The following is a 19368-nucleotide window of genomic DNA, read 5'->3' as shown; positions in this document are numbered from 1 at the left end:
CGAGCCAGCCGCCAACCTTCTTGTCTTGACACATGACCGCGACATCGAGACCACGCCTGAATCCCGCCGAGATGTTCAACATGAGCATCGGATTTCTCGGCATTCAGTTCGGTTGGGGACTGCAATTGGCGAACATGTCCGCCATCTATGAACGTCTCGGCGCGAGTCCGGACGACGTGCCCCTCCTCTGGCTGGCCGCGCCGCTCACGGGACTTCTCGTGCAGCCGGTGATCGGCGCGCTGAGCGATCGCACGTGGGGCCCGTTAGGCAGACGCCGGCCCTACTTCCTCACGGGCGCCATTCTCGCGTCGATCGCGCTGTTCGTCATGCCGACCTCTCGGAGCCTGCTGATGGCGGCGAGCCTTCTGTGGATTCTGGACGCATCGATCAACATCTCGATGGAGCCGTTCCGCGCCTTCGTCGCCGACAAGCTGCCCATGTCACAGCGGACGGAAGGCTTCGTTATGCAGTCTCTCATGATCGGCATCGGCGCCAGCTTCGCGAATGCTTTACCATGGGTATTCGCTAGACTCGGAGTCACCGGGAACACGGCCAGCGGCATTCCTCTTTCCGTGAAGTATTCGTTTCAGGTCGGCGCCGCCGCGTTCCTCATCGCCGTGCTCTGGACCGTGTTCACGACTGCAGAGTTCCCCCCTGAAGACATGGCGGCCTTCGAGCGCGCCAGGAAGGATCGCCGTGGACTCGGCCCATTACTCGTCGACATCGGCGAATCGCTTCGGCAAATGCCGGCGACGATGCGTCAACTCGCTGTCGTACAGTTCGTCACATGGCTCGGCCTCTTTTGCATGTGGCTGTACTTCGTACCTGCAGTCGCGCGTCACGTTTTCGGAGCGACAGATCCAAAATCGGCGCTGTACACGCGCGGTATCGAGTGGGGCGGGTTCACCTTTGCGTTCTATTCAATCACCTGCTTTCTGGTCGCTCTCGTGCTCCCCCGCATCGCCGAAGCAACAAGCAGAAAGCTGGTGCACGCTCTTTCGCTCCTTTGCGGTGGCATCGGCTTGTTGTCCGTCGTCCTAATCCACAATCAGTATGTGCTCCTCCTAACGATGGTCGGCGTCGGTATCGCCTGGGCGTCGATTTTGTCCATGCCTTACGCGATTCTCTCGACCGCACTGCCGCCGCAACGGATGGGCGTTTACATGGGCATCTTCAACTTTTTCATCGTGACGCCCGAGATCGCAGCCGGCTCGCTATTCGGTCGGTTTTCGCGCGCGACTTTCGGCGCCGGGAATCCGCAGACGCCGCTTTATTTTGTCATGATCGGCGGCGTCTGCATGCTCGTCGCCGCCGCGCTCGTCGGCATCGTCGACGATCGAGCCGTCCGCGAGGTGCCGGAGGCGGCGATCGTCCGCGCCGACGAGGTCGAGCCGCTGCTCGTGCCGGAATCCGCGCAACCGGTCCCGAGCAGCGGCATGCCTGGCCGCAAGCACTGACTCTGGGCGACGCTTAACGATCGTAAATCGACTTGCTGAGACGGAAGAACCAGACTTCGTTGTGATCGATCGCGCCCGACGGAAGCACTTTCTGTATCAGGTGCCCGTTCCCGTCGTCCGTCACGCCGAAGTCGTCGTCGTTCGACACCGCGATCGTGCGTCCGCCGTCGGTGATCGTCACACCTTCTGCCTTGTCGTGCGTGTAACCGAAAGCGAGCATGTCGATGAGGAGTTGCTTCTTCACCGGCACGATGCCGTTGGTGGCCAAATCGGTCTCGCTCATCTGCTCGAGCGTCTTCCCGCCAATCGTTAGGCCGGTTGGACCGTTCGCCGGATCGCTGACGTCCGTCGCGCCGTCGATGTCGACGACGTAGATCTTCTTCTGGACGGACGCGCCCGCCGGATCGCCGAAGAACTTGCCGTCGCGCTCGTCGACGAGAAATTGCGTCGGCGACACCGCCTCGATCTCGCTCACACCATACTTCGGATCATCGAGCAGATAGGCGAGCTGCTTCGTCGCGCCGGTCTTCGTGTCGAACACCAGCATCCGCAGTAGCTTCGAGTTCTTCACCGCCGACGCTGGATTGTTGAGCGGATTCTGAATGACGCCCACCAACACCCGGCCGTTGTCGATCGACGCCAGACCCTCCATCCCCTTGTTCGGCTGGCGCAGCGCCAGCACGGCCGGCAGCGGATGCGGACCGCCGAACGGCGAATCGCGCTCGATCGTCCGTCCAGTACGGTCGAAGTGTACGAGAAACGGACCATACTCGTCCGAGACCCAGAACGTGCCGTCACGCATCGCGCGAAGCCCCTCGCTGTCGATGCCGTTCGGATCGTTGGCGAGTAGCGTACCGTCGAGCGTCTTTGGAACCTCACCCGTGCTTCCACCACTGGCTGGCGGCAGGCCCGTTAGCGGCTTGCCCATTTCGTCCTTCAGCACGATCACTCGCTCGCGCTTCAGGATGTCGCCGTGCTGGCGGAAGACGCCAATCTGCGGGTGAAAGTTCGGCACGACGAAGAGCTTGTCGTTCCCGGTGCCGCCCACGTTCGGACCACGATCGGTGAGCGAGTAGAGCACGTTCGGCCCGTCGGGCGACGACTCCAGCGCCGAGCCGAACCCGCCGTGGAAGACGTGCACGCCGTTGATCGTCGCCAGTGTGTCGTTAGGCAGCATTCTCGCCACCCGCACGCCGGTCACCACCGGCAGCGAGTTGGCGTCGCGGGCGGACTGCCGGGAGAACTGCGGTCCGCTGAGGGCGGGCGCTGTCGGCGCGGAATGATCAGTGCCGCAGGCAAGGGCAGCTGACGCAGCAAGGAGGACGCCGAGCCGCGACGCCTCGGCGCGAAACTGCATGAAGGTCATGCGAATCTCCGGTGGAAGGGGAATCTTGGTGCGAGCTGCCCGAGCGGTCGGAAATGATCCGACGCCTCCCGGTGAGTCGAGCCTCCATCGGACACAGGCGCGCAACAGTTCGATCACGATGCGATCACGGGCTCGTCTTCGAGACATCGACGCCGGACGTGCGAGCGACTATCCTACGGTCGTTACGGATGTACTCACTCTCGATTCCGGAGAACCCCGATGGGTCGTCGTCTGCTGCTCGTCGTTGGAGCGAGTGTCGTCCTTGCCGCGCCCGCGGCCGCCGCGCCGGTCGCGCCTTGTCTCGTTGCCGGTCCCGCCTGCACCGAGTGGGTAGTCCTCGGCGGCGGTCCGAGCCGATCGCTCGTCTATCGCACGTACTCGTTGGACAAGCGCAACGACGCGGTCACTCGCGTGCTCGTGAGCATTCATGGCGCCGCTCGCGACGCCGACAACTACTTCCGGTCGACCCTTGCCGCGGGCTTTCTTGCCGACGCGCTCGACAACACCCTCATCATCGTTCCGCGCCTGGCCTCGAACGACGGCGCCGGGTGCCGCGATATTCTCTCGCCTAACGAGATAAGCTGGAACTGTAACAGCTGGCGCTCGGGCGGCCCGGCGAACAGCAATGCGGCGGTCACTTCCTTCGATTTCCTCGACGAGATCCTGCGCAAGGTCGCACGCAAGGACGTCTTCCCCAATCTCAAGGCGATCGTCGTCGTCGGGCACTCCGCGGGCGGTCAGGTCGTCAATCGCTACGAGATGGCCAATCAGGTCCACGACAAGCTCGGCGTCCCGGTGACGTATGTCGTCGCGAATCCGTCGAGCTACGCCTACCCTGATAGCGTTCGGCCGACACAGGCGGCGTACGCGATCACAGCCAATCCGCCCGGGTACATCCCCGAGATCTCGCCTAACGAGTCGCTGTTCCGGGCATTCCGCGACGCGCGCAACTGCACCACGTATGATCAGTGGCCGTACGGCCTGCGCAACCACACCGGCTACGCCGCGAAGGAGACAGACGGCCAGCTACGCCAGCAGCTCGCTTCGCGACCGACGACGTATCTCCTCGGCCAGCTCGACATCCTGCCCCTCGCCGGCTTCGACGGCTCCTGCGCCGCGATGGCGCAGGGCCCCACCAGACTGGCCCGGGGCGAAGCGTTTGCGCGAGTAGTGAACGAGAAACTCGGCGCCCATCACGTCGTCGCCGTCGTCCCGCTCTGCGGACACAACGCCCGGTGCATGTACACGTCCGACGTCGCGCTCCCGCTGCTCTTCCCGAAGACGGAGAACGCACAGCCTTAATTCCAATTGTCATTCTGGGGAAGAACGCTCACAAATCGCGCTCCCAGGTTTGTGCGACGAGATCGGCACCGAAACTGTGGTGGGGTTCCTCGTCAACGAGCGTGAATCCCGCGCGCTCGTAAATCCGACGCGCCGCGCCGAGCACGCTCTGCGTCCAGAGCACCATCTTGCGATAGCCCGCCGACTGCGCGAACCGAATACACTCTTCGACGAGCCCCGACCCGATTCCCATCCCGCGCGCCGATGGCTCGACGTAGAGGAGCCGCAGCTTCGCAACCGTCTTCGATTTCTTCACGCAGAAGATCGAGCCGACGATTTCCCCGTCGTGCTCGGCGATCCAACACCGCTCATACCGTGGATCGTGCTGCTTCGCGAAGTCGGCCGCGATCTCCGCCACCAGCACCTCGAACTGCTCGTCCCAGCCGTATTCCTCGTGATACAACGCCCCGTGCCGGTGAACGATCCATCCGATGTCTCCGGGCTGCGGCTCACGAAGCGTGTACGTCGGCTCGACTCCGCGCGGCTGCTCGAGCAGCCGCTCGATGCGCCGCATCGACTCGACGATGTCGTGCTGCTCCGTCGCGGCGAGACCCTGAAGCATATCCGCCACCGCGACGTGCTGCCGCACGTCGATCGCGTCGAATACGCGGCGACCTTTTGCGCTCAGTCGTAAGTGCGTTCGACGCCGGTCGGACTTCGACGGACTCTTGACGAGCAATCCCTTGCGCTCGAGCTCGCGGAGAATGCGGCTCAGGTACGCCGCATCGAGCCCGAGCTCTTGTCCGAGAACACTCGCCGTGAGCTGATCGCGATGGCGCAGCTCGTACAGCACGCGAACGTCCGCGAGTGAGAACTCACTCTCGAGGAAGCCGCGATTGAGCACTCCGATCTGGCGCGTGTAGAAGCGATTGAATCGCCGAACCCGCGCGACACGCCTGGCAGCCTGATTGGTCATGCCGACAACAGTCGGCAAAAAGGTTGACTTTGTCCAGTATCCAGCCTGTCATTCCTCGCGCAGCGCCGCCACCGGATCCAATCTCGCCGCTCGCCACGCCGGCACCGCTGCCGCGGCCACACCGACCGCCGCCAGCAGAATCACCGAGACGCCTAACGTCGCCGTATCCGTCGGCGTCACGCCATAGAGAAACGACGCCACCAATCGCGTCACCGCCACCGAGAGCGCCAGACCGAGCGCTGCGCCCGCCAGCACCACGCGCGACACCTCACCCAGCACCATGCGCACGACCCGCGACTGTTCCGCGCCGAGCGCGATGCGCACGCCGATCTCGTTGCGACGGCGCGCGACGTTGTAGGCCATGATGCCGTAGAGACCGATCGTCGCCAGCAAGACCGCGAGCGTGCCGAAGAAACCCGAGAGCGTCGCGATCAACCGCATCAGCGTCAGGGATTGCGACAACTGTCGGTCGAGCGTCGTGAAGTCGAGCGTGATGCGTGGGTTCAGCGCCGCCAGCGCCTTCGTGGCCGCCGGAACGATCCCCATCGGCGCGCCATTCGTCCGGACCTCGAACGACACGTACTGCGCCACTGCCGATTCCTGCGCGCGCGGAAAATACATGACCGGCTGAGCGGAGTCTCGGAGCGACGTGTACTTCGTCGTTCCGACGACCGCGACGACCTCGATCGGCTGGCTCCACTCACTCCCTTCCTGCTTCTGGATGCGACGGCCGACCGCCGCCGGCGTGGAGAAGAAGTGCCGAGCCATCGCCTCGTTCACGATCACCACACGCGGCGACGTCTTCGTATCGCGGGTGTCGAAGTCGCGGCCGGCAAGAATCGGAATGCCTAACGTCGAGAAGTAGTCGTCGCTCACCGCGTTCGCCCAGCTGAGCCCATCGTCCTCGTCCTTTGGGACGAAGCCCTCCGTTTTCACGAGCTCGTTCCACGTGACCCCTGCCACCGGCGTAATCTGCGATTCGCTCGCCGACTGCACGCCGGGTATGGCACGGATGGCATCGAGCATCTGTTCATGCAGCGCAAGACGCTGCTCGGGCGGCGTCGCCGTCCCGCGGATGTCCGCTTCGATCAACAGGATCTGATCGCGCCGGAAGCCGGGATCGACCGTCGCCAGCTTGCGCCAGCTGCCGAGCAGCAGCGCAGCGCCGACGATCAGCACCAACGAAAGCGCCACCTGCGCCACGACGAGCGCCTTTCCCATCCCGAACCGGCTATGCCCTTCGGCAACGCCGCGCCCTTGCGCCTTCATCGCCGCCTGTGGATCGACGCGTCCTGCGCGCCACGCCGGCACGAGCCCGAACAACAGACCCGTTGCCGTGGTGACGACGATCGTGAAGAGCAGTACCCGCTGGTCGACGCCGAGATCGAGTGATACGACCCGATCGGAGCGCGAAATCAGCCTGACGAGCAAGCGACTCCCCCACGAGGCGAAGAGCACCCCCAGCATCGCGCCGAGCGTCGCCAGGAGCAGGCTCTCTGTGATCAGTTGTCGTGCAAGTCGGCCGCGTCCCGCGCCAAGCGCCAGCCGCACCGCCATCTCCCGCTGGCGCACCGTCGCGCGTGCGAGCAGCAGATTGGCCACATTCGCGCAGGCGATGAGCAACACGATCCCGACAATCGCCATTAGGACATACAGCGCCTTCGTGTACATCATGCGCAGGCCGGAGAACCCCCGCGAGCCCGGCGCGACGCTGAACGTGGCCTTCCGGTAACTGCGCAATGCGTCCTCGGGCCAGTCGGGCGGAATCGTCGCCGCAATGATCGCCGGTGCCAACGTCGCGAACCGCGCCGTCACCTGCTCCGTCGTTAGGCGGGCCTTTGGACGGCCGATGATCTGCAAGAACCAGCTGCTGCGGCGATCGAGCTGGCTGTTCGGCCCGCGGACGATCGCCTCCGAGCACAAGGGGACGAACGCTTGCGGTCGCTCGCCGACGCTCACGCCAAAGAATCGCCTATCTGCCACCCCGATGATCTCGAACGGATGACCGTCGAGCGAGATGGTTTTTCCGATGATGCCGGCATCGCCAGAGTAGCGGCTCTGCCAGAACCCTTCGCTCAGTACCGCGACGGCGGGACACCCGCGATAATCGTCGCCACGCGCAATCAACCGGCCCGCCACCGGACGGACGCCTAACGTGGAGAAATAATCGCCGCTCACCCAGCTCGCGTCGAGGCGACGCGCTTCGCCGCCGGACGTCAAGTTGAAATTCGCCGAGCCGAACGCGAAGACCCCGCTGAAAACGTCCTGTCGGTCGCGGATCGCTTCCCACAGCGGGTTCGTGAAGATGTCGCCCTTGTTGCGCCTCACCGCCACGAGCTCTTCGGGATGGCTCACCGGCAGTGACTTGAGTATCACCGCGTTGATGATCCCGAAAATCGCCGTGTTCGCACCGATACCGAGGCCAAGCGACAGGATCGCGACGATCGCGAACGCCGGCGCCGCCTTGAGTGAGCGGAAGGCATAGCGAACATCGCCAGTGAGTGCATCGAGCCACCCGAAGAGATCGCGCTCGCGCGTCCGTTCGCCTTGGTACGCCAGGCTGCCGAAACGCCGCCGCGCTTCCCGCCGCGCTGCCGCCGGCGTCATCCCCGACGCGACGAGATCATCGGCGCGCTCGGCAAGATGAAACTGCATCTCCCGGCGGATCTCCGTCGACACGGCTTCGCCGCGAATATGATTCAGCAGCCGCTTGAACCATGACATGATGTGTTCTCCTCGCTCCGTGCTCTACGCCGGTTCACGCATAGCGTAGCACGCGGGTCACCCCTGTTCTGAGCCGCACCCAGCTTTCTTTTTCGGCTTCGAGCTGCTTCCGTCCCGCGGCCGTGATCGTGTAGAACTTCGCCTCACGGTTTTTTTCCGTGGTTCCCCATTCGGCCCGCAGCCAGCCTTCCTGCGCCATGCGATGCAACGCCGGGTACAACGAACCCTCCTCGACGCGTAACAGATCCGCCGAGACGCGCTGTATGTGTGACGTGATCGCGTAGCCATGAGTGCGCCCTTTCGCATCGAGCGTCCTGAGCACGAGGAGCACCAGCGTGCCCTGGAGAATGTCGTTCTTGTGGCGTGGCATGACCCCGATGTAGCTATGCCTAGCTAGCTTTGTCAAGAGGCAGTGCCGATCCGGCGTCGTCTGGCCCATCGCGCTCAGCCGAGCAACTCGTAGAGAACCTCCATCACCTCGTCCGAGGTCTCCATCGCATCCGGGTCGACGCGTCCGCCCGCTTCGATGAGCAGCCTTGCGACCTCGGCGTGATTGGCGTTCTGGTTGCCGGAGTGTGCCGAACCGTGACAGCACCAATTGAGCGGCGCACCGTGATAGTTCCGGTCGCGGACGTCGATGAGGGAGCGTCCGGCCGGATAGCGTAGAATCGCGGCGACGCACGGAACGGAGCCTTCCCACGCCGCGCAGTGCAGCGCCGTGCCCGCAGTCGGGCCCGTCACGCCCGTCGCGCCGGGATCGAAGCCCAGCTCGAGCATCAGTTCTACGGCCGGTGCGTTCGCCGCCCACGCTTCGTCCGTCAACGCACGCCGGTCGTTCGTCGTTAGGCTCGCGACGATCCCCGGGCGCGCCCGAACGATTGCCTCCGCTTCGGCCCGATTGGCATCGTGGCAGGCGAGAAGGAGCCGTTGCTCCGGCGTCGCGAACTGCTTCATCGCCTCTAGTGTCTCCGGCCGGCGGAACTTCGAGGCTGTCTGCAGCGGCGTCAGGTTCGATCCGATCGTCCACAAATAGATGTGATAGCTGCTCGGCGGCTTCTCCGCATACGCCCCCTGGCCCGTTCGCAGCATGAGCAGCGCCGGGTCCCGTTGGAGCATCTCCCGTGCTCGACTCGTTAGGCCGAGCGCGGCGACGAGGAAGATGTCGGCGCCGGCGCCCCGCTCGACGAGGTGCTTCGCCACCTCCATCCGCCGTTCCTCACCGTCCTCCCCGTCACCGAGCATCCATTGCGCCGGCGTCGATCGGTGATCGAGGTCCTTCGCGTCGAGGTCCGCGCCCCGCTCGATGAGTAGATCCGCAACTCGGCGAGATCGCGCGAAATGGAGTGGCGTCTGCCCGTCGCCACCGCGCTCGTGCACGCGCGACGGGTTTGCGGTCAGCATCTGCTCGATCAGGTCGACACGGTCGAGGTGTGCCGCCGCGCAGACGTCCGCAATTGCCCCCGCGGCAAACAAGCGCCCCGCCACCGCTTCGTCCGCACCATAGAGGGCATGGAAGCCGCCCGCCCACCAGTCGCTCTTCCGATTTGGATCGGCGCCGAGCGCGAGGACTGCGTCGACGAGGTCGACGTTGCCGGATCCAGAGACCGCCACGATCGCGGGCGAGTCGAACCCGAATGCCGGCGCGTTCACGACGTCGCGCAGCTTCTCGCGCTGCGGCAGGAGTCGCCGCAGATCCGCGGCGTTTCTCCGCCTCACCGCCTGCTTGAATCGCTCCTCTGGTGAGCGGCGCTCGAGATTCAGTTGTTCGATGTGCTCGCCCAGCGCCGCCCAATTAGCGAATCCATATTCGCGCGCAAGCACGAACTGCGCGTCGGCGAGCACGATGCGTTGCTTGTCGGGGAGCTCGGCGCGAATGCGTGCCGTGGCTTCGGTGTCATCGCGGCGATACGCGGCAAGAAGCTCCTTTGCGAGCTTCTTCTGTTGCTCCAGATCCGCGCGCGCGGGGAGCCTTCGGCGAGATGCCGACATGTGAACCTCCTTCGTAGGTGCCGGTGTCCGCACATCGGCGCGAAAGAGGTCAACGTGCCGTGTTCCGTTCCTGCTCAGGTGGGCGCAGCCCTTTCCGCGGACCGGAGGCGTCCTGCACGCTCATCGGGAACGTATGAGCGCGGCGGGCGCCGGCGCAAGCAGCACCTGACGACGATCCGATCAGGTCATTGCCGCGCCGACGACCGCGGCCGCGAGCGAGAGCACGCAGAGCCAGAGCATGACGCTCCGATACGCGGAACTGAACGAGCTGTCGATCGTCGTGTGTACCGCGGCCCGCCGATCCGCCGGAATGGCGGCAATCGAATCCACCGACGCCGCCGCCATCTTTCGCAACTCTGGCTGCAGCGCGCTCTGAGCTGCAGCGGGCAGCCGCATCTGTTCGAGCCTCGGTGTCACGTTGGACTCGAAGGAGCGCGAGAGCACCACGCCGAACACCGCGATCGCCAGCAGGCCCGCGACTCTCGACACGGCGTTATTGATGCCGGACGCCATGCCAGCGTGCGTGCCTTCGACGGCGTTCATCACCGTCGTCGTCAACGGCGCGACGGTAACCGCCATGCCGATGCCAAGGACGACCATCGCCGGGATCCATTGCGCCCAAAGGGAATGCGGGCCGCTCCCGCCAGCGATGCCCAGAAGTCCGATGCCTAACGCGGCAGTTGCCGGTCCGACAGTGAGCGGAAGGCGATGACCCACGCGAGTGACCAGTCCGCCAGACCAGCGCGAGAGCGCGAACAGAATGATCGGCACCGGAAGGAGTGTCGCGCCCGCGAGAGTCGCCGTGTAGCCCTGCACTTCGATGAGCTCGAGCGGCACAACGAACAGCATCATCCCCAGCGCACCGTAGAGAAACAGCGTGAGCAGATTCGCCAGGGCGAACGTGCGCGAGCCAAAGAGGTCGAGATTGATCATCGGGTTGGCGGCACGCCGCTCGACAGCGACGAGCAGCCCGAAAAGCACGAGCCCCGCCGCGACTGACCCCGCGACCAACGGGTGCGTCCAGCCTAACGATTGCGACTGCAGTAGTCCGAACACCATGCCGCCGAGGGCGAGCACCGTGAGGGTCGCGCCCAGCCAGTCGAGCGCGCCGGCACGTGTCGCGTCCCGTGTCTCCTCCACGTAACGGATGGAGAGCACGACGACGACAAGGGCGAAGGGAATGTTGATGAAGAACGCCGCCCGCCAGCTCGCATGCTCGACGAGCCAGCCACCGGCGACCGGACCGATCGCCGTTGTGATCGCGCTGAATCCCGACCACGTCCCGATCGCCCGACCGCGCTCCTCGCCGTCGAAGGTCGCGGTGATGATCGCGAGGCTACCTGGAACCAGGAGCGCGGCGCCGATGCCCTGTACCGCCCGGGCAACGATGAGCATCATCGGCGTCGCCGCAAGTCCGCAGCACACCGATGCAACTGTGAACGCAACGACGCCGATGAGAAAGATTCGCTTCCGCCCGAGCTGATCGCCCAACGAGCCGCCGACCAGGAGGAGGGCGCCGAGAAAAAGCGCGTAGGCCTCGATCACCCATTGAACGTCGGCGATCGTCGCGCCGAAACTCCGCTGCAGCGCGGGGAGGGCGACATTCACGACCGTGCCGTCGATGAACGTCATACTCGACGCGATGATCGTCGCGACGAGCGTCCACCGCTTCGACATCGGCACGATCGTTCGCGCTCTCGACGCCGGCTACGCCGCAGCCGTCGCCGTTTCCTGCTCCTCCTCGTCTTCGATGAGGATGACGCCGCCTAACGGCACCGCACCGGCCAGCTCGCCGATGTCGCCAGTGTGATACGCCTCTTCGCCGTGCTCGGTTGCATCGAGACCGGCAAGCTCGTCGCCCAATGACGCACGAATGGGCATCACCGCGCGCAACGTGGCGATGATCACCGCGGTGATCGAGCCCGACAGCACCATCGTCGCGGCGACGGCAAGCGCCTGCACGCCGAGCTGCATCGGATTCCCCGCGAGGAGTCCGTCCGCGCCGCCGGGATTCACCGCCTTCGTGGCGAACACACCGGTGAGCAGCGCTCCGAGAATTCCGGCCACGCCGTGACACGCGAAGACGTCGAGCGCGTCGTCGATCTTCGTGTGTGCGCGTGCCTGCATCGCCAGGTACACAACGCCCGCGGCCATGGCACCAATGAGGAGTGCCGCGCGCGGCGTGACGAAACCAGCGGCCGGGGTGATCGCCACCAATCCAACGATCGCCCCGGTCGCGGCTCCGACGGCCGTGGTGCGGCGACTTCGCGCGACGTCGAGGAACAACCAGCACACGAGCGCCGCCGCTGCCGCGGCATGCGTATTCACCAGCGCCGTCACCGCCAGCGGCGACGCGCTCAGCGCCGATCCGGCATTGAAGCCGAACCAGCCAAACCACAGCAAGCCCGCCCCGAGCAGCGTGAACGGCACGTTGTGCGGCACGAGTCCACCGCGCGCGATCGCGTGCCGGCGACCAAGCATGAGCGCCGCGACCAGCGCCGCCGTCCCCGCGCTCACGTGCACGACGGTGCCACCCGCGAAATCCAGCGCGCCTAACGTGCGCAACCAGCCGCCGTCGCCCCACACCCAGCGCGCCAGTGGATCATACACCAGCGTCGTCCACGCCAGTGCAAAGAGCAGATAGGCCGAGAAACGCAGTCGTTCGACGACGGCGCCCGAAATCAACGCGACGGTGATCGCCGCGAACATCGCCTGGAACACCGCGAACGCGAGGTGCGGTATCGTCGCCGCATAGGCCGCGTTAGGCGCGGCGCCGACGCCGGCGAGTCCCCACCAGCTCAGCCCCCCGATCCACGAAGACCCCGGACCGAATGCGATCGAGTAGCCGCCCAGTACCCATTGCACGGTCACGAGCCCAAGCGCCGCGAGACTCATCATGAACGTGTTGAGTGCGTTCTTCTGACGCACCAGACCGCCGTAGAAGAGTGCGAGCCCCGGCACCATGAGCATAACGAGCGCCGAGCTGATGAGCACCCAGGCAGTATCGCCGGCGGAAACGACGGGCGTCATGATGCGATCTCCTCAACCTGTGCCTGACGAGCACGTGCTTGCACCATGTCCGCCGTCACCGGCGTCAATGCCGCGATGTCGCTCTCGCCAGTGCGAATGCGGATGACGCGATCGAGATCCTGCACGAAGATCTTTCCGTCACCGACGTCACCCGTGCGCGCGGCCGAAATGATCGCGCGAATCGTCGGCTCGACGAAGGGCTCCGACACCGCCGCCTCGATCTTCACCTTTTCTCGAAACTCGAGCACGAGCGACGAGCCGCGGTAGTGCTCGACGATCTCGCGCTCCCCACCGTGCCCACTCACTCGGGAGAGCGTCATTCCCGTTACCCCCACCCGGAAGAGCGCCTCCTTTACTTCGCGAAGCCGGTCAGGTCGAATCACAGCCGTGATGAGCTTCATACCGTGCACTATTCCAGTAAAAACCGTTTGCCAAGCTGTCGTCGCCTGGTTGAACTGTCAAGCAATTTTTCCTTTTCAGCAGAAAATCGTGCTCACTTGCGAAGTCAGAGCCATTATTCCGTGAATCTGCATAGCAGTTCTTGCATTTCGCGCAGTAGTCCTGCTACACTGCGTCGACCTGGCCCAGAGGCTCTTCATGCCGCCGCAGACCGCCGCAGGTAGTAGCTCCGCCGCCCCATCTATCGATTTCGCACCGGCCCTCTTCCACGGCCCTCACCACCCGCTCGACCAGCTCTCGCTCGGCAAAATCGTCCAGATCCGCGAGCGACTGCTTGCTGCCCAGGCGCTCGGAAAGCGAGTCTACCGATTCGAGTCTGGCGACCCGAGTTTCGCGCCGCCCCGACACGCCATCGACGCCATCACGCAGGCGGCCCACGCCGGCAAAACGCACTACATCCCCAACAACGGCATTCCGGAGTTGCGGCGTGCCCTCGCGCGCAAGGTGACGGAGAAGAATGGCCTACCGAGCGTCACCGCCGACGACATTTTCGTCACCAACGGCGCGATGCACGCGCTCTACGTCGCCTTCAGCGCGCTCCTCGACGCGGGCGATGAAGTCATCATCCCCGATCCGATGTGGACGGAAGTCGCCGAGAACATCCGCCTCGCCGGCGGCGTCCCAGTCGGCGTCCCGCTCAGCGCATCCCACGATTTCGCCTACCGCGTCGGGGACATTGCGCAAGCGATTGGGCCGCGAACGCGAGCCATCTTCCTCAACACGCCGCACAATCCAACGGGCGCAGTCCTCTCGCGCGATGAGCTCAGCGCGATTCTCGAGCTGGCGCGCCGCCACGACCTGCACATCGTCTCGGACGAGGCGTACGAGGACGTGATCTACTCGCCCCACGTCCACCACTCGATCGGCTCACTGGCTCGCTCGAACGAGGCGCGCGTGATCAGCGTCTTCTCATTCTCGAAGAGTCACGCGATGAGTGGATTACGCACGGGATACATCGTCACGCGTGATCCGGTGCTCCACGACCGTATCCCGAAGCTGCTCCGCTGCACGATCAACGGCGTGAACAGCCTCGCGCAGTGGGCCGCGGTTGCCGCGGTGAATGGCAGCGACAGCCACATCGCCGAGATGCGCGAGATCTACCACGAGCGCCGCGACATGATGCTCCTCGCGCTCTCGGGCATTCACGGAGTGCAGCCGTTCACACCGCGCGGCGCCTTCTATATATGGGTCGAGCTCGACACGTCAGTCTACGAGCGGCTCGAGGTTGCCGACGCGAGCGCGCTCGCGACGCTGCTCGCCGAGCAAGGCATCGGCTGTGCACCGGGCGACGCGTTTGGTGCGACTTGCGCCGACGCGTTACGCTTCGCGTTCAGCTGCGATACGACGATGGTCAGAGAGGGCAGCGCGATTTTGCGCGAAGCGCTCAGCTGACGCGCGCTGGGCGACGCGCTCAACTCGTCCGCTGAAGCATGACGTCAACGGCCGCGACTTGCTGCCACACACCCGCTTCGGTGAACAGCGCTCGAGCCCTCTCGAGCGCTGTTCGTTCATCCCCGTGCGCGCCTCGGCTTCCCTCCAACATTGCCTTCGCCCGCCAGATCTCGGCCATGAGCAGCGCGTCCTCGGTGCCGTCTGTCAACAGCAAGGCTTCCTCCAGCGCCCTCGCGCACCGCTCAATGTCGTTGCGCGCGAACCAAACCTCGCCGAGCACGCGGAGCGCTTCTGCGCGATGCGGCCGGCTGGCTCGTTTGTCGGCAATGGTCATTGCCTCGAGACAGGCCGCTTCGGCCTCATCGGGGTGTCCCGCGCGGAGTCGGAGCTCCCCCAGATTGATCAACGCCGTGCACTCGACCGCGGCGTCGCCGCCCGCACGCGCCGCGTCGAGTACGCGCTCGAGTATCTCCTCCGCGGCTCGACTCTGCCCATGATGGGAGTAGAGGAGAGCGATGTTGTTGAGCGTATGCGAAATGCCTTCCTCGTCGTTGACCGACTGCGCGACTTTGAGACTCTCGTCGTAATGACTCAACGCCTGCTCGGGAAAGCCCCGCATCGCAGCGAGTGACCCAAGGTTCCGCTCCGTCATCGCGAGCAGGCGAAAGTCATCGGCGCGCTTCGCAAGCTCGCCTGCCTCCCAATACAGCACCTTTGCCGCAATCAGATCGCCACGGAGATGGAGGATGATCGCGCGACAATTCGTGACATGTGCGACACCGGCGCGATAGCCGATCTCCTTTGCGATCTCTGCGCTGCGCTCGTAAAGTCGCTCCGCTTCCGCAATGTCGCCGCAATCTCGATGGGCCGTGCCCTTCCACCGAAGGACGTCGACGAGCATCTCGCTCCATTCACCGCTCAGCGTCGCGAGCGCGCGATCGTACCAGCCAAGCGCTTCAGCCGGGGCTCGTCGCTCCGACGAATGCGCTCGCTCGGCAAACGCGCGTGCCTCTGCGAAAGGATCCCGCAGTTGATCCGCGATCAACATGAATCCTCCCACGTTCCAAGAGTGGCCGTACACCGCCAGTTCGAGCTACGGTTGCGGCACGTTGCCATCGCTCGCACTGTCGCCACCGTCCCCGGCGAAACCAGACGAGAGTATGTACCCCGAGAAATGATAAATGTAGAACTTCGCGACGAGCGAATTAAGAGGGTGTCCGAGAGCCGTGTTTCGTAGTTCGGACACACGAGCTATGGAGCGCGAGTCGTCGAGAAAGACGCTGTCGAGACTCCCCTGGAAATAACCAGCCTGAACCTTGGCCGCAGCGGCCGCGCCGTTGATAACCGTGAAGCCCAGATCCTGCTGCACTGTCACCGGCACCGCGAATGTAATTCCGTGCGGAGAGAACTCATAGGCGACGTTCCACCCCGCCTTCGCCGTCATCTTTATTCGTGTGTTGCGCGGTAGCGCGCCAGCCGGAAAAACAATTTTGGATCCCGACTCTTCGATTGCGATCTCGCCACCGTCAGGTCCGATGACCGCCGATTCGGTCACGTCATCAGTGAGATAGACGCTTCGTCTGAGCGCGATGACAGTAGCGAGATCGGGAACGGACCGATCGGTCCGCACGAGCTCGGCTGTTCCGAGCGAGTGTGTAACCGGCGCCAGCGACCTATCCGAGTTACACGCGTATGCGAAGCCTAACGCGACGAGCGCGCCGGCAATGGTCAAAATCTTCCGAATCATTCAGCGTCTCCAACTTCTCGGGACTGCCAACGACATTGGGCAACCCGTAGTCCAATACCGCACGCGATCGCAGCGCGCGGCATTGGACTAAGGCCTATTTGGTTCCCGATTGTGGTGGAGTTGCTGCGCTGCCTGACGAGTCTCAGGGAATGACTGGACCGATGCGTGGGATTGCGCTCTCGTCGAGCATCAGGCCGTACATGAATACCCGTCGGCGGTTCACGAAATCGATGTTGTAGTAGTCCTGTCCATCGTTCCACCGAGCGAAGATGCCCGTGCCGAGCAGCCTCGTGAACACGTACGAGATCTCGACCTGTCCGCGCCACGGGAGAATTGCCGGATCGACGCGCAACGCGAGTGGTCCCGGATTCTGCGGCGCCCGGTCATATTCCCCGCTGATTCGCGCCCGCCCGCGAAACGCACACGCAAAGTTCTGGTACCAGAGCCGGTAACTTCCGTCGTCGCATTCGTTCCCGAAGAGCTGCATCCCCTCCGCCATTCCTCGCAACCGCCAACTCCCGTAGAGCTCGCGTTGTTCGTCGGACAGCGAGCCGAAAATACCGCGGAGGTGCCAGTCGTAGGCAGCGGCCAGCCCGAAGCTGTGCGTGGGACGATCGCCTCTCGCCCGATTCATGAGCGTCGTGTGCACCATTGCTTCCGCATACGTCGTCGAGAAGTCGCCATTGGTGAGATTGAGTCTGACGACGTTGGTATCTTGGCCCGGGGTCGGGACGCAGACGTTCGCGTGCGCGTCAGCGGGCTCGAAGCCGTAGCGGAAGCAACCTGCCTGGCCATTGGAATGATGGGCTAGCGTTAGGCGAATGCCCCTCACCAGGACGGGGGAAAATCGGAGATTGGCATCCGGGCCCGTCGCGTCGCCCACGCGGCTTACGAACAGATACTCCGTCGACAGCTCGGGCATGAACGAAGGCGTCCGCACCGCGGCCGATGAATCGTGCAGCTGCCGGATGAGAAACATCGGCGTCAGGATCACTCGAAACGCACCCTGCCAGTCTTGCGATCGGTCCTGGCTCAACTTCGCGAACGCACTGTTGAGCCCGTCCATGAGGAAGATGTGCGCCGCCGCCTGCGCCTCATAGAGAATGCTGTCGTCGTGTGCCGCCGGCCCGATGTAGCTGCGTTCCATGAAGAACTGGGTGTTGGCGGGGCCGGTGCCCGTGGCGCAGCCTGCCGTCACAATGGAACCGAGCGCCACGAATGTCCTGAGGATCGATTTGATGCCAGTCATAATCCGGCGATCTCGTTGGAAAGGGCGTGTCCGGGTCGTCACGCGGACACTCGATGAGATAGACATCGGGAATCGGCAAACCGATGGGAAAGCACGTGGTGGCGGCGGGAGGTTCTGCGCGAACTCGTCCAGGACTTGCTGGCTGCGTTAGGCGCTCTAGCACGTAACACAGAGTATCTCCACGCCCCTAGCCCCTCCTCTCATGCTCTACCGAACCCTGGGTCGCACCGGCGAAAAAGTCTCCGCCATTGGCCTCGGCGGCTGGCACCTCGGATTGTCCCACGTCGACGAAGCGCTCAGCATCAAAATCGTGCGGAGCGCCATCGATCGCGGCGTCACGTTCATGGACAACTCGTGGGACTACAACGACGGCTTGAGCGAAATGAGAATGGGCAAGGCGCTCCGCGACGGATATAGGAACAAAGTCCTCTTGATGACCAAGATCGACGGCCGGTCCAAGCAGGAAGCCGCCAAACAGCTCGACGAATCACTTCGGCGCTTCCAGACGGACCACATCGATCTGGTTCAGCACCATGAAGTCATTCGCTTCGAGGATCCACACCGCATCTTCGATCCGGAGGGAGCGAACGCGGCACTCCTCGAGGCACGAAAAGCCGGAAAGATCCGCTTCATTGGCTTCACGGGCCACAAGGACCCACACATTCATCTCCATACTCTCGACGTCGCGCGCGAGCACGGCTTCAACTTCGACGCCGTGCAGATGCCCCTCAACGTCATGGACGCGCACTATCGCAGCTTTGGGCAGACCGTCCTTCCGGAGCTCGTGCGCCAGAACATCGGCGTACTCGGCATGAAGAGCATGGCGAACGGCATCATCCTGAAGTCGAAGACCGTGACGCCGACTGAGTGTCTGCACTACGCGCTCAATTTGCCGACATCCGTGGTGATCACCGGCTGTGACAGCATGGAGATTCTCGATCAGGCGATCGAGGCAGCCCGAACTTTCCAGCCGCTGAGCAAAGCACAGGTCGACGCGATTCTCGCGAAGACGAAAGGCGCTGCCTCAGATGGAGGTTTCGAGCTCTTCAAGACGACGTCGATCTTCGACTCGACAGCAACGCACCCGCAATGGCTTGGCGAAGAGCCGAAACGCTTGAAAGAGATGGTTCCGGAGTAACGCTTGCCGTTACAAGCGGGCGCGGCCTTGACCGCACGCGGTCGAAGTTCATAATCTTATCAATTGTCAGAGCGGCTCTTACATCGAGGCAACAGCTGGACTCCGTAAACGGTTATGGAGCCGGCGCTGTCCTATCAGATGTAAGAGTCGGTCTTACGTACGAGGCAGGGCCATCTGCAGTAGAACCCCACCCTAACCATGGTGGAGTGATGAGCGCAGAGCAGAACGTCGGGCTTTCGCCGAAGGAACGCGTTGTCCTCGGCCTCTTGATGAAGGTCGGGAGAAGGGGGCTATATGGTCTTCAGCTGGTGGAGCAGTCGGCAGGCGAAATTCGTCGCGGCACCGTGTACGTGACGCTCGAGCGAATGCAGGAGAAGGGCCTGGTCGAATCGAGGCAGGAAGAGAAGCAGCCAGGCATCAGCGGCATTCCGCGACGCATCTACTGCGCAACATGGTACGGAATTCGAGTCTTCCAGGCGTGGGAAAAGCTGCAGGGACTCTCGATCTTCAAGCTCACTCCACAGACGCCATCGTCAACGAGCGGGGCCGTCGCCATCTAG

Annotated in this window: 16 protein-coding genes; 5 read left to right on the top strand and 11 right to left on the bottom strand. The window is 63.9% G+C overall.

Annotation, left to right across the window (positions count from 1 at the left end):
- The first annotated feature begins 32 nt into the window (after positions 1 to 32).
- Positions 33 to 1457 carry an MFS transporter gene (locus VGH98_02835; GenBank protein ID HEY2374887.1) on the top strand — a complete coding sequence of 475 codons (1425 nt, stop codon included), beginning with the start codon at positions 33 to 35 and terminating at the stop codon, positions 1455 to 1457.
- A gap of 13 nt (positions 1458 to 1470) precedes the next feature.
- Here the strand turns inward: VGH98_02835 and VGH98_02830 are convergent, their stop codons facing one another.
- On the bottom strand, positions 1471 to 2823 hold the full coding sequence (locus tag VGH98_02830; GenBank protein ID HEY2374886.1) for an esterase-like activity of phytase family protein: 1353 nt from the start codon (positions 2821 to 2823) through the stop codon (positions 1471 to 1473).
- A 219-nt stretch (positions 2824 to 3042) separates the two neighbouring features.
- Here VGH98_02830 and VGH98_02825 point away from each other — a divergent pair, with 219 nt between their 5' ends.
- Positions 3043 to 4125 carry an alpha/beta fold hydrolase gene (locus tag VGH98_02825; GenBank protein HEY2374885.1) on the top strand — a complete coding sequence of 361 codons (1083 nt, stop codon included), beginning with the start codon at positions 3043 to 3045 and terminating at the stop codon, positions 4123 to 4125.
- Positions 4126 to 4153: 28 nt separating this feature from the next.
- On the opposite strand, the gene VGH98_02820 is transcribed toward VGH98_02825, so the two are convergent.
- From VGH98_02820 to VGH98_02790, 7 genes are all read right to left on the bottom strand, one after another.
- On the bottom strand, positions 4154 to 5080 hold the full coding sequence (locus VGH98_02820) for a bifunctional helix-turn-helix transcriptional regulator/GNAT family N-acetyltransferase (GenBank protein HEY2374884.1): 927 nt from the start codon (positions 5078 to 5080) through the stop codon (positions 4154 to 4156).
- Between the two features lie 48 nt (positions 5081 to 5128).
- Positions 5129 to 7804: an ABC transporter permease gene (locus VGH98_02815; GenBank protein ID HEY2374883.1), complete on the bottom strand. Its 2676-nt coding sequence runs from the start codon at positions 7802 to 7804 to the stop codon at positions 5129 to 5131.
- Positions 7805 to 7838: 34 nt separating this feature from the next.
- The gene (locus tag VGH98_02810; protein ID HEY2374882.1) at positions 7839 to 8174 is read right to left on the bottom strand and encodes a PadR family transcriptional regulator; all 336 of its coding nucleotides are present in this window, start codon (positions 8172 to 8174) and stop codon (positions 7839 to 7841) included.
- Positions 8175 to 8248: 74 nt separating this feature from the next.
- Positions 8249 to 9793 carry a hypothetical protein gene (locus tag VGH98_02805; GenBank protein ID HEY2374881.1) on the bottom strand — a complete coding sequence of 515 codons (1545 nt, stop codon included), beginning with the start codon at positions 9791 to 9793 and terminating at the stop codon, positions 8249 to 8251.
- Between the two features lie 180 nt (positions 9794 to 9973).
- On the bottom strand, positions 9974 to 11470 hold the full coding sequence (locus VGH98_02800) for an MFS transporter (protein HEY2374880.1): 1497 nt from the start codon (positions 11468 to 11470) through the stop codon (positions 9974 to 9976).
- A 30-nt stretch (positions 11471 to 11500) separates the two neighbouring features.
- On the bottom strand, positions 11501 to 12823 hold the full coding sequence (locus tag VGH98_02795) for an ammonium transporter (GenBank protein HEY2374879.1): 1323 nt from the start codon (positions 12821 to 12823) through the stop codon (positions 11501 to 11503).
- On the bottom strand, positions 12820 to 13224 hold the full coding sequence (locus VGH98_02790; protein ID HEY2374878.1) for a P-II family nitrogen regulator: 405 nt from the start codon (positions 13222 to 13224) through the stop codon (positions 12820 to 12822). Before VGH98_02790 ends, VGH98_02795 begins: the two co-directional genes overlap by 4 nt.
- Before the next feature lie 196 nt (positions 13225 to 13420).
- On the opposite strand from VGH98_02790, the gene VGH98_02785 reads away from it, so the two are divergent.
- On the top strand, positions 13421 to 14674 hold the full coding sequence (locus VGH98_02785) for an aminotransferase class I/II-fold pyridoxal phosphate-dependent enzyme (GenBank protein HEY2374877.1): 1254 nt from the start codon (positions 13421 to 13423) through the stop codon (positions 14672 to 14674).
- A 19-nt stretch (positions 14675 to 14693) separates the two neighbouring features.
- Here VGH98_02785 and VGH98_02780 read toward each other — a convergent pair whose 3' ends face one another.
- The 3 genes from VGH98_02780 to VGH98_02770 form a co-directional block, all read right to left on the bottom strand.
- A complete protein-coding gene (locus VGH98_02780; GenBank protein HEY2374876.1) occupies positions 14694 to 15722 on the bottom strand; it encodes a tetratricopeptide repeat protein in 1029 nt (342 codons plus the stop codon).
- A gap of 45 nt (positions 15723 to 15767) precedes the next feature.
- Entirely contained in the window at positions 15768 to 16421 is a 654-nt protein-coding gene (locus VGH98_02775; GenBank protein HEY2374875.1) for a hypothetical protein, read from the bottom strand.
- Positions 16422 to 16563: 142 nt separating this feature from the next.
- Positions 16564 to 17670, bottom strand: a complete 1107-nt coding sequence (locus VGH98_02770) for a hypothetical protein (protein ID HEY2374874.1) — start codon at positions 17668 to 17670, stop codon at positions 16564 to 16566.
- Positions 17671 to 17872: 202 nt separating this feature from the next.
- On the opposite strand from VGH98_02770, the gene VGH98_02765 reads away from it, so the two are divergent.
- Together VGH98_02765 and VGH98_02760 are read left to right on the top strand one after the other, a co-directional pair.
- A complete protein-coding gene (locus tag VGH98_02765) occupies positions 17873 to 18808 on the top strand; it encodes an aldo/keto reductase (GenBank protein ID HEY2374873.1) in 936 nt (311 codons plus the stop codon).
- A gap of 209 nt (positions 18809 to 19017) precedes the next feature.
- The gene (locus VGH98_02760; protein HEY2374872.1) at positions 19018 to 19368 is read left to right on the top strand and encodes a PadR family transcriptional regulator; all 351 of its coding nucleotides are present in this window, start codon (positions 19018 to 19020) and stop codon (positions 19366 to 19368) included.

It is taken from the genome of Gemmatimonadaceae bacterium (genome assembly GCA_036496605.1).
GTDB lineage: Bacteria > Gemmatimonadota > Gemmatimonadetes > Gemmatimonadales > Gemmatimonadaceae > AG2.
Note: the sequence above shows the minus strand (reverse complement) of the source record. Positions and strands in the feature narration are given on the sequence as shown.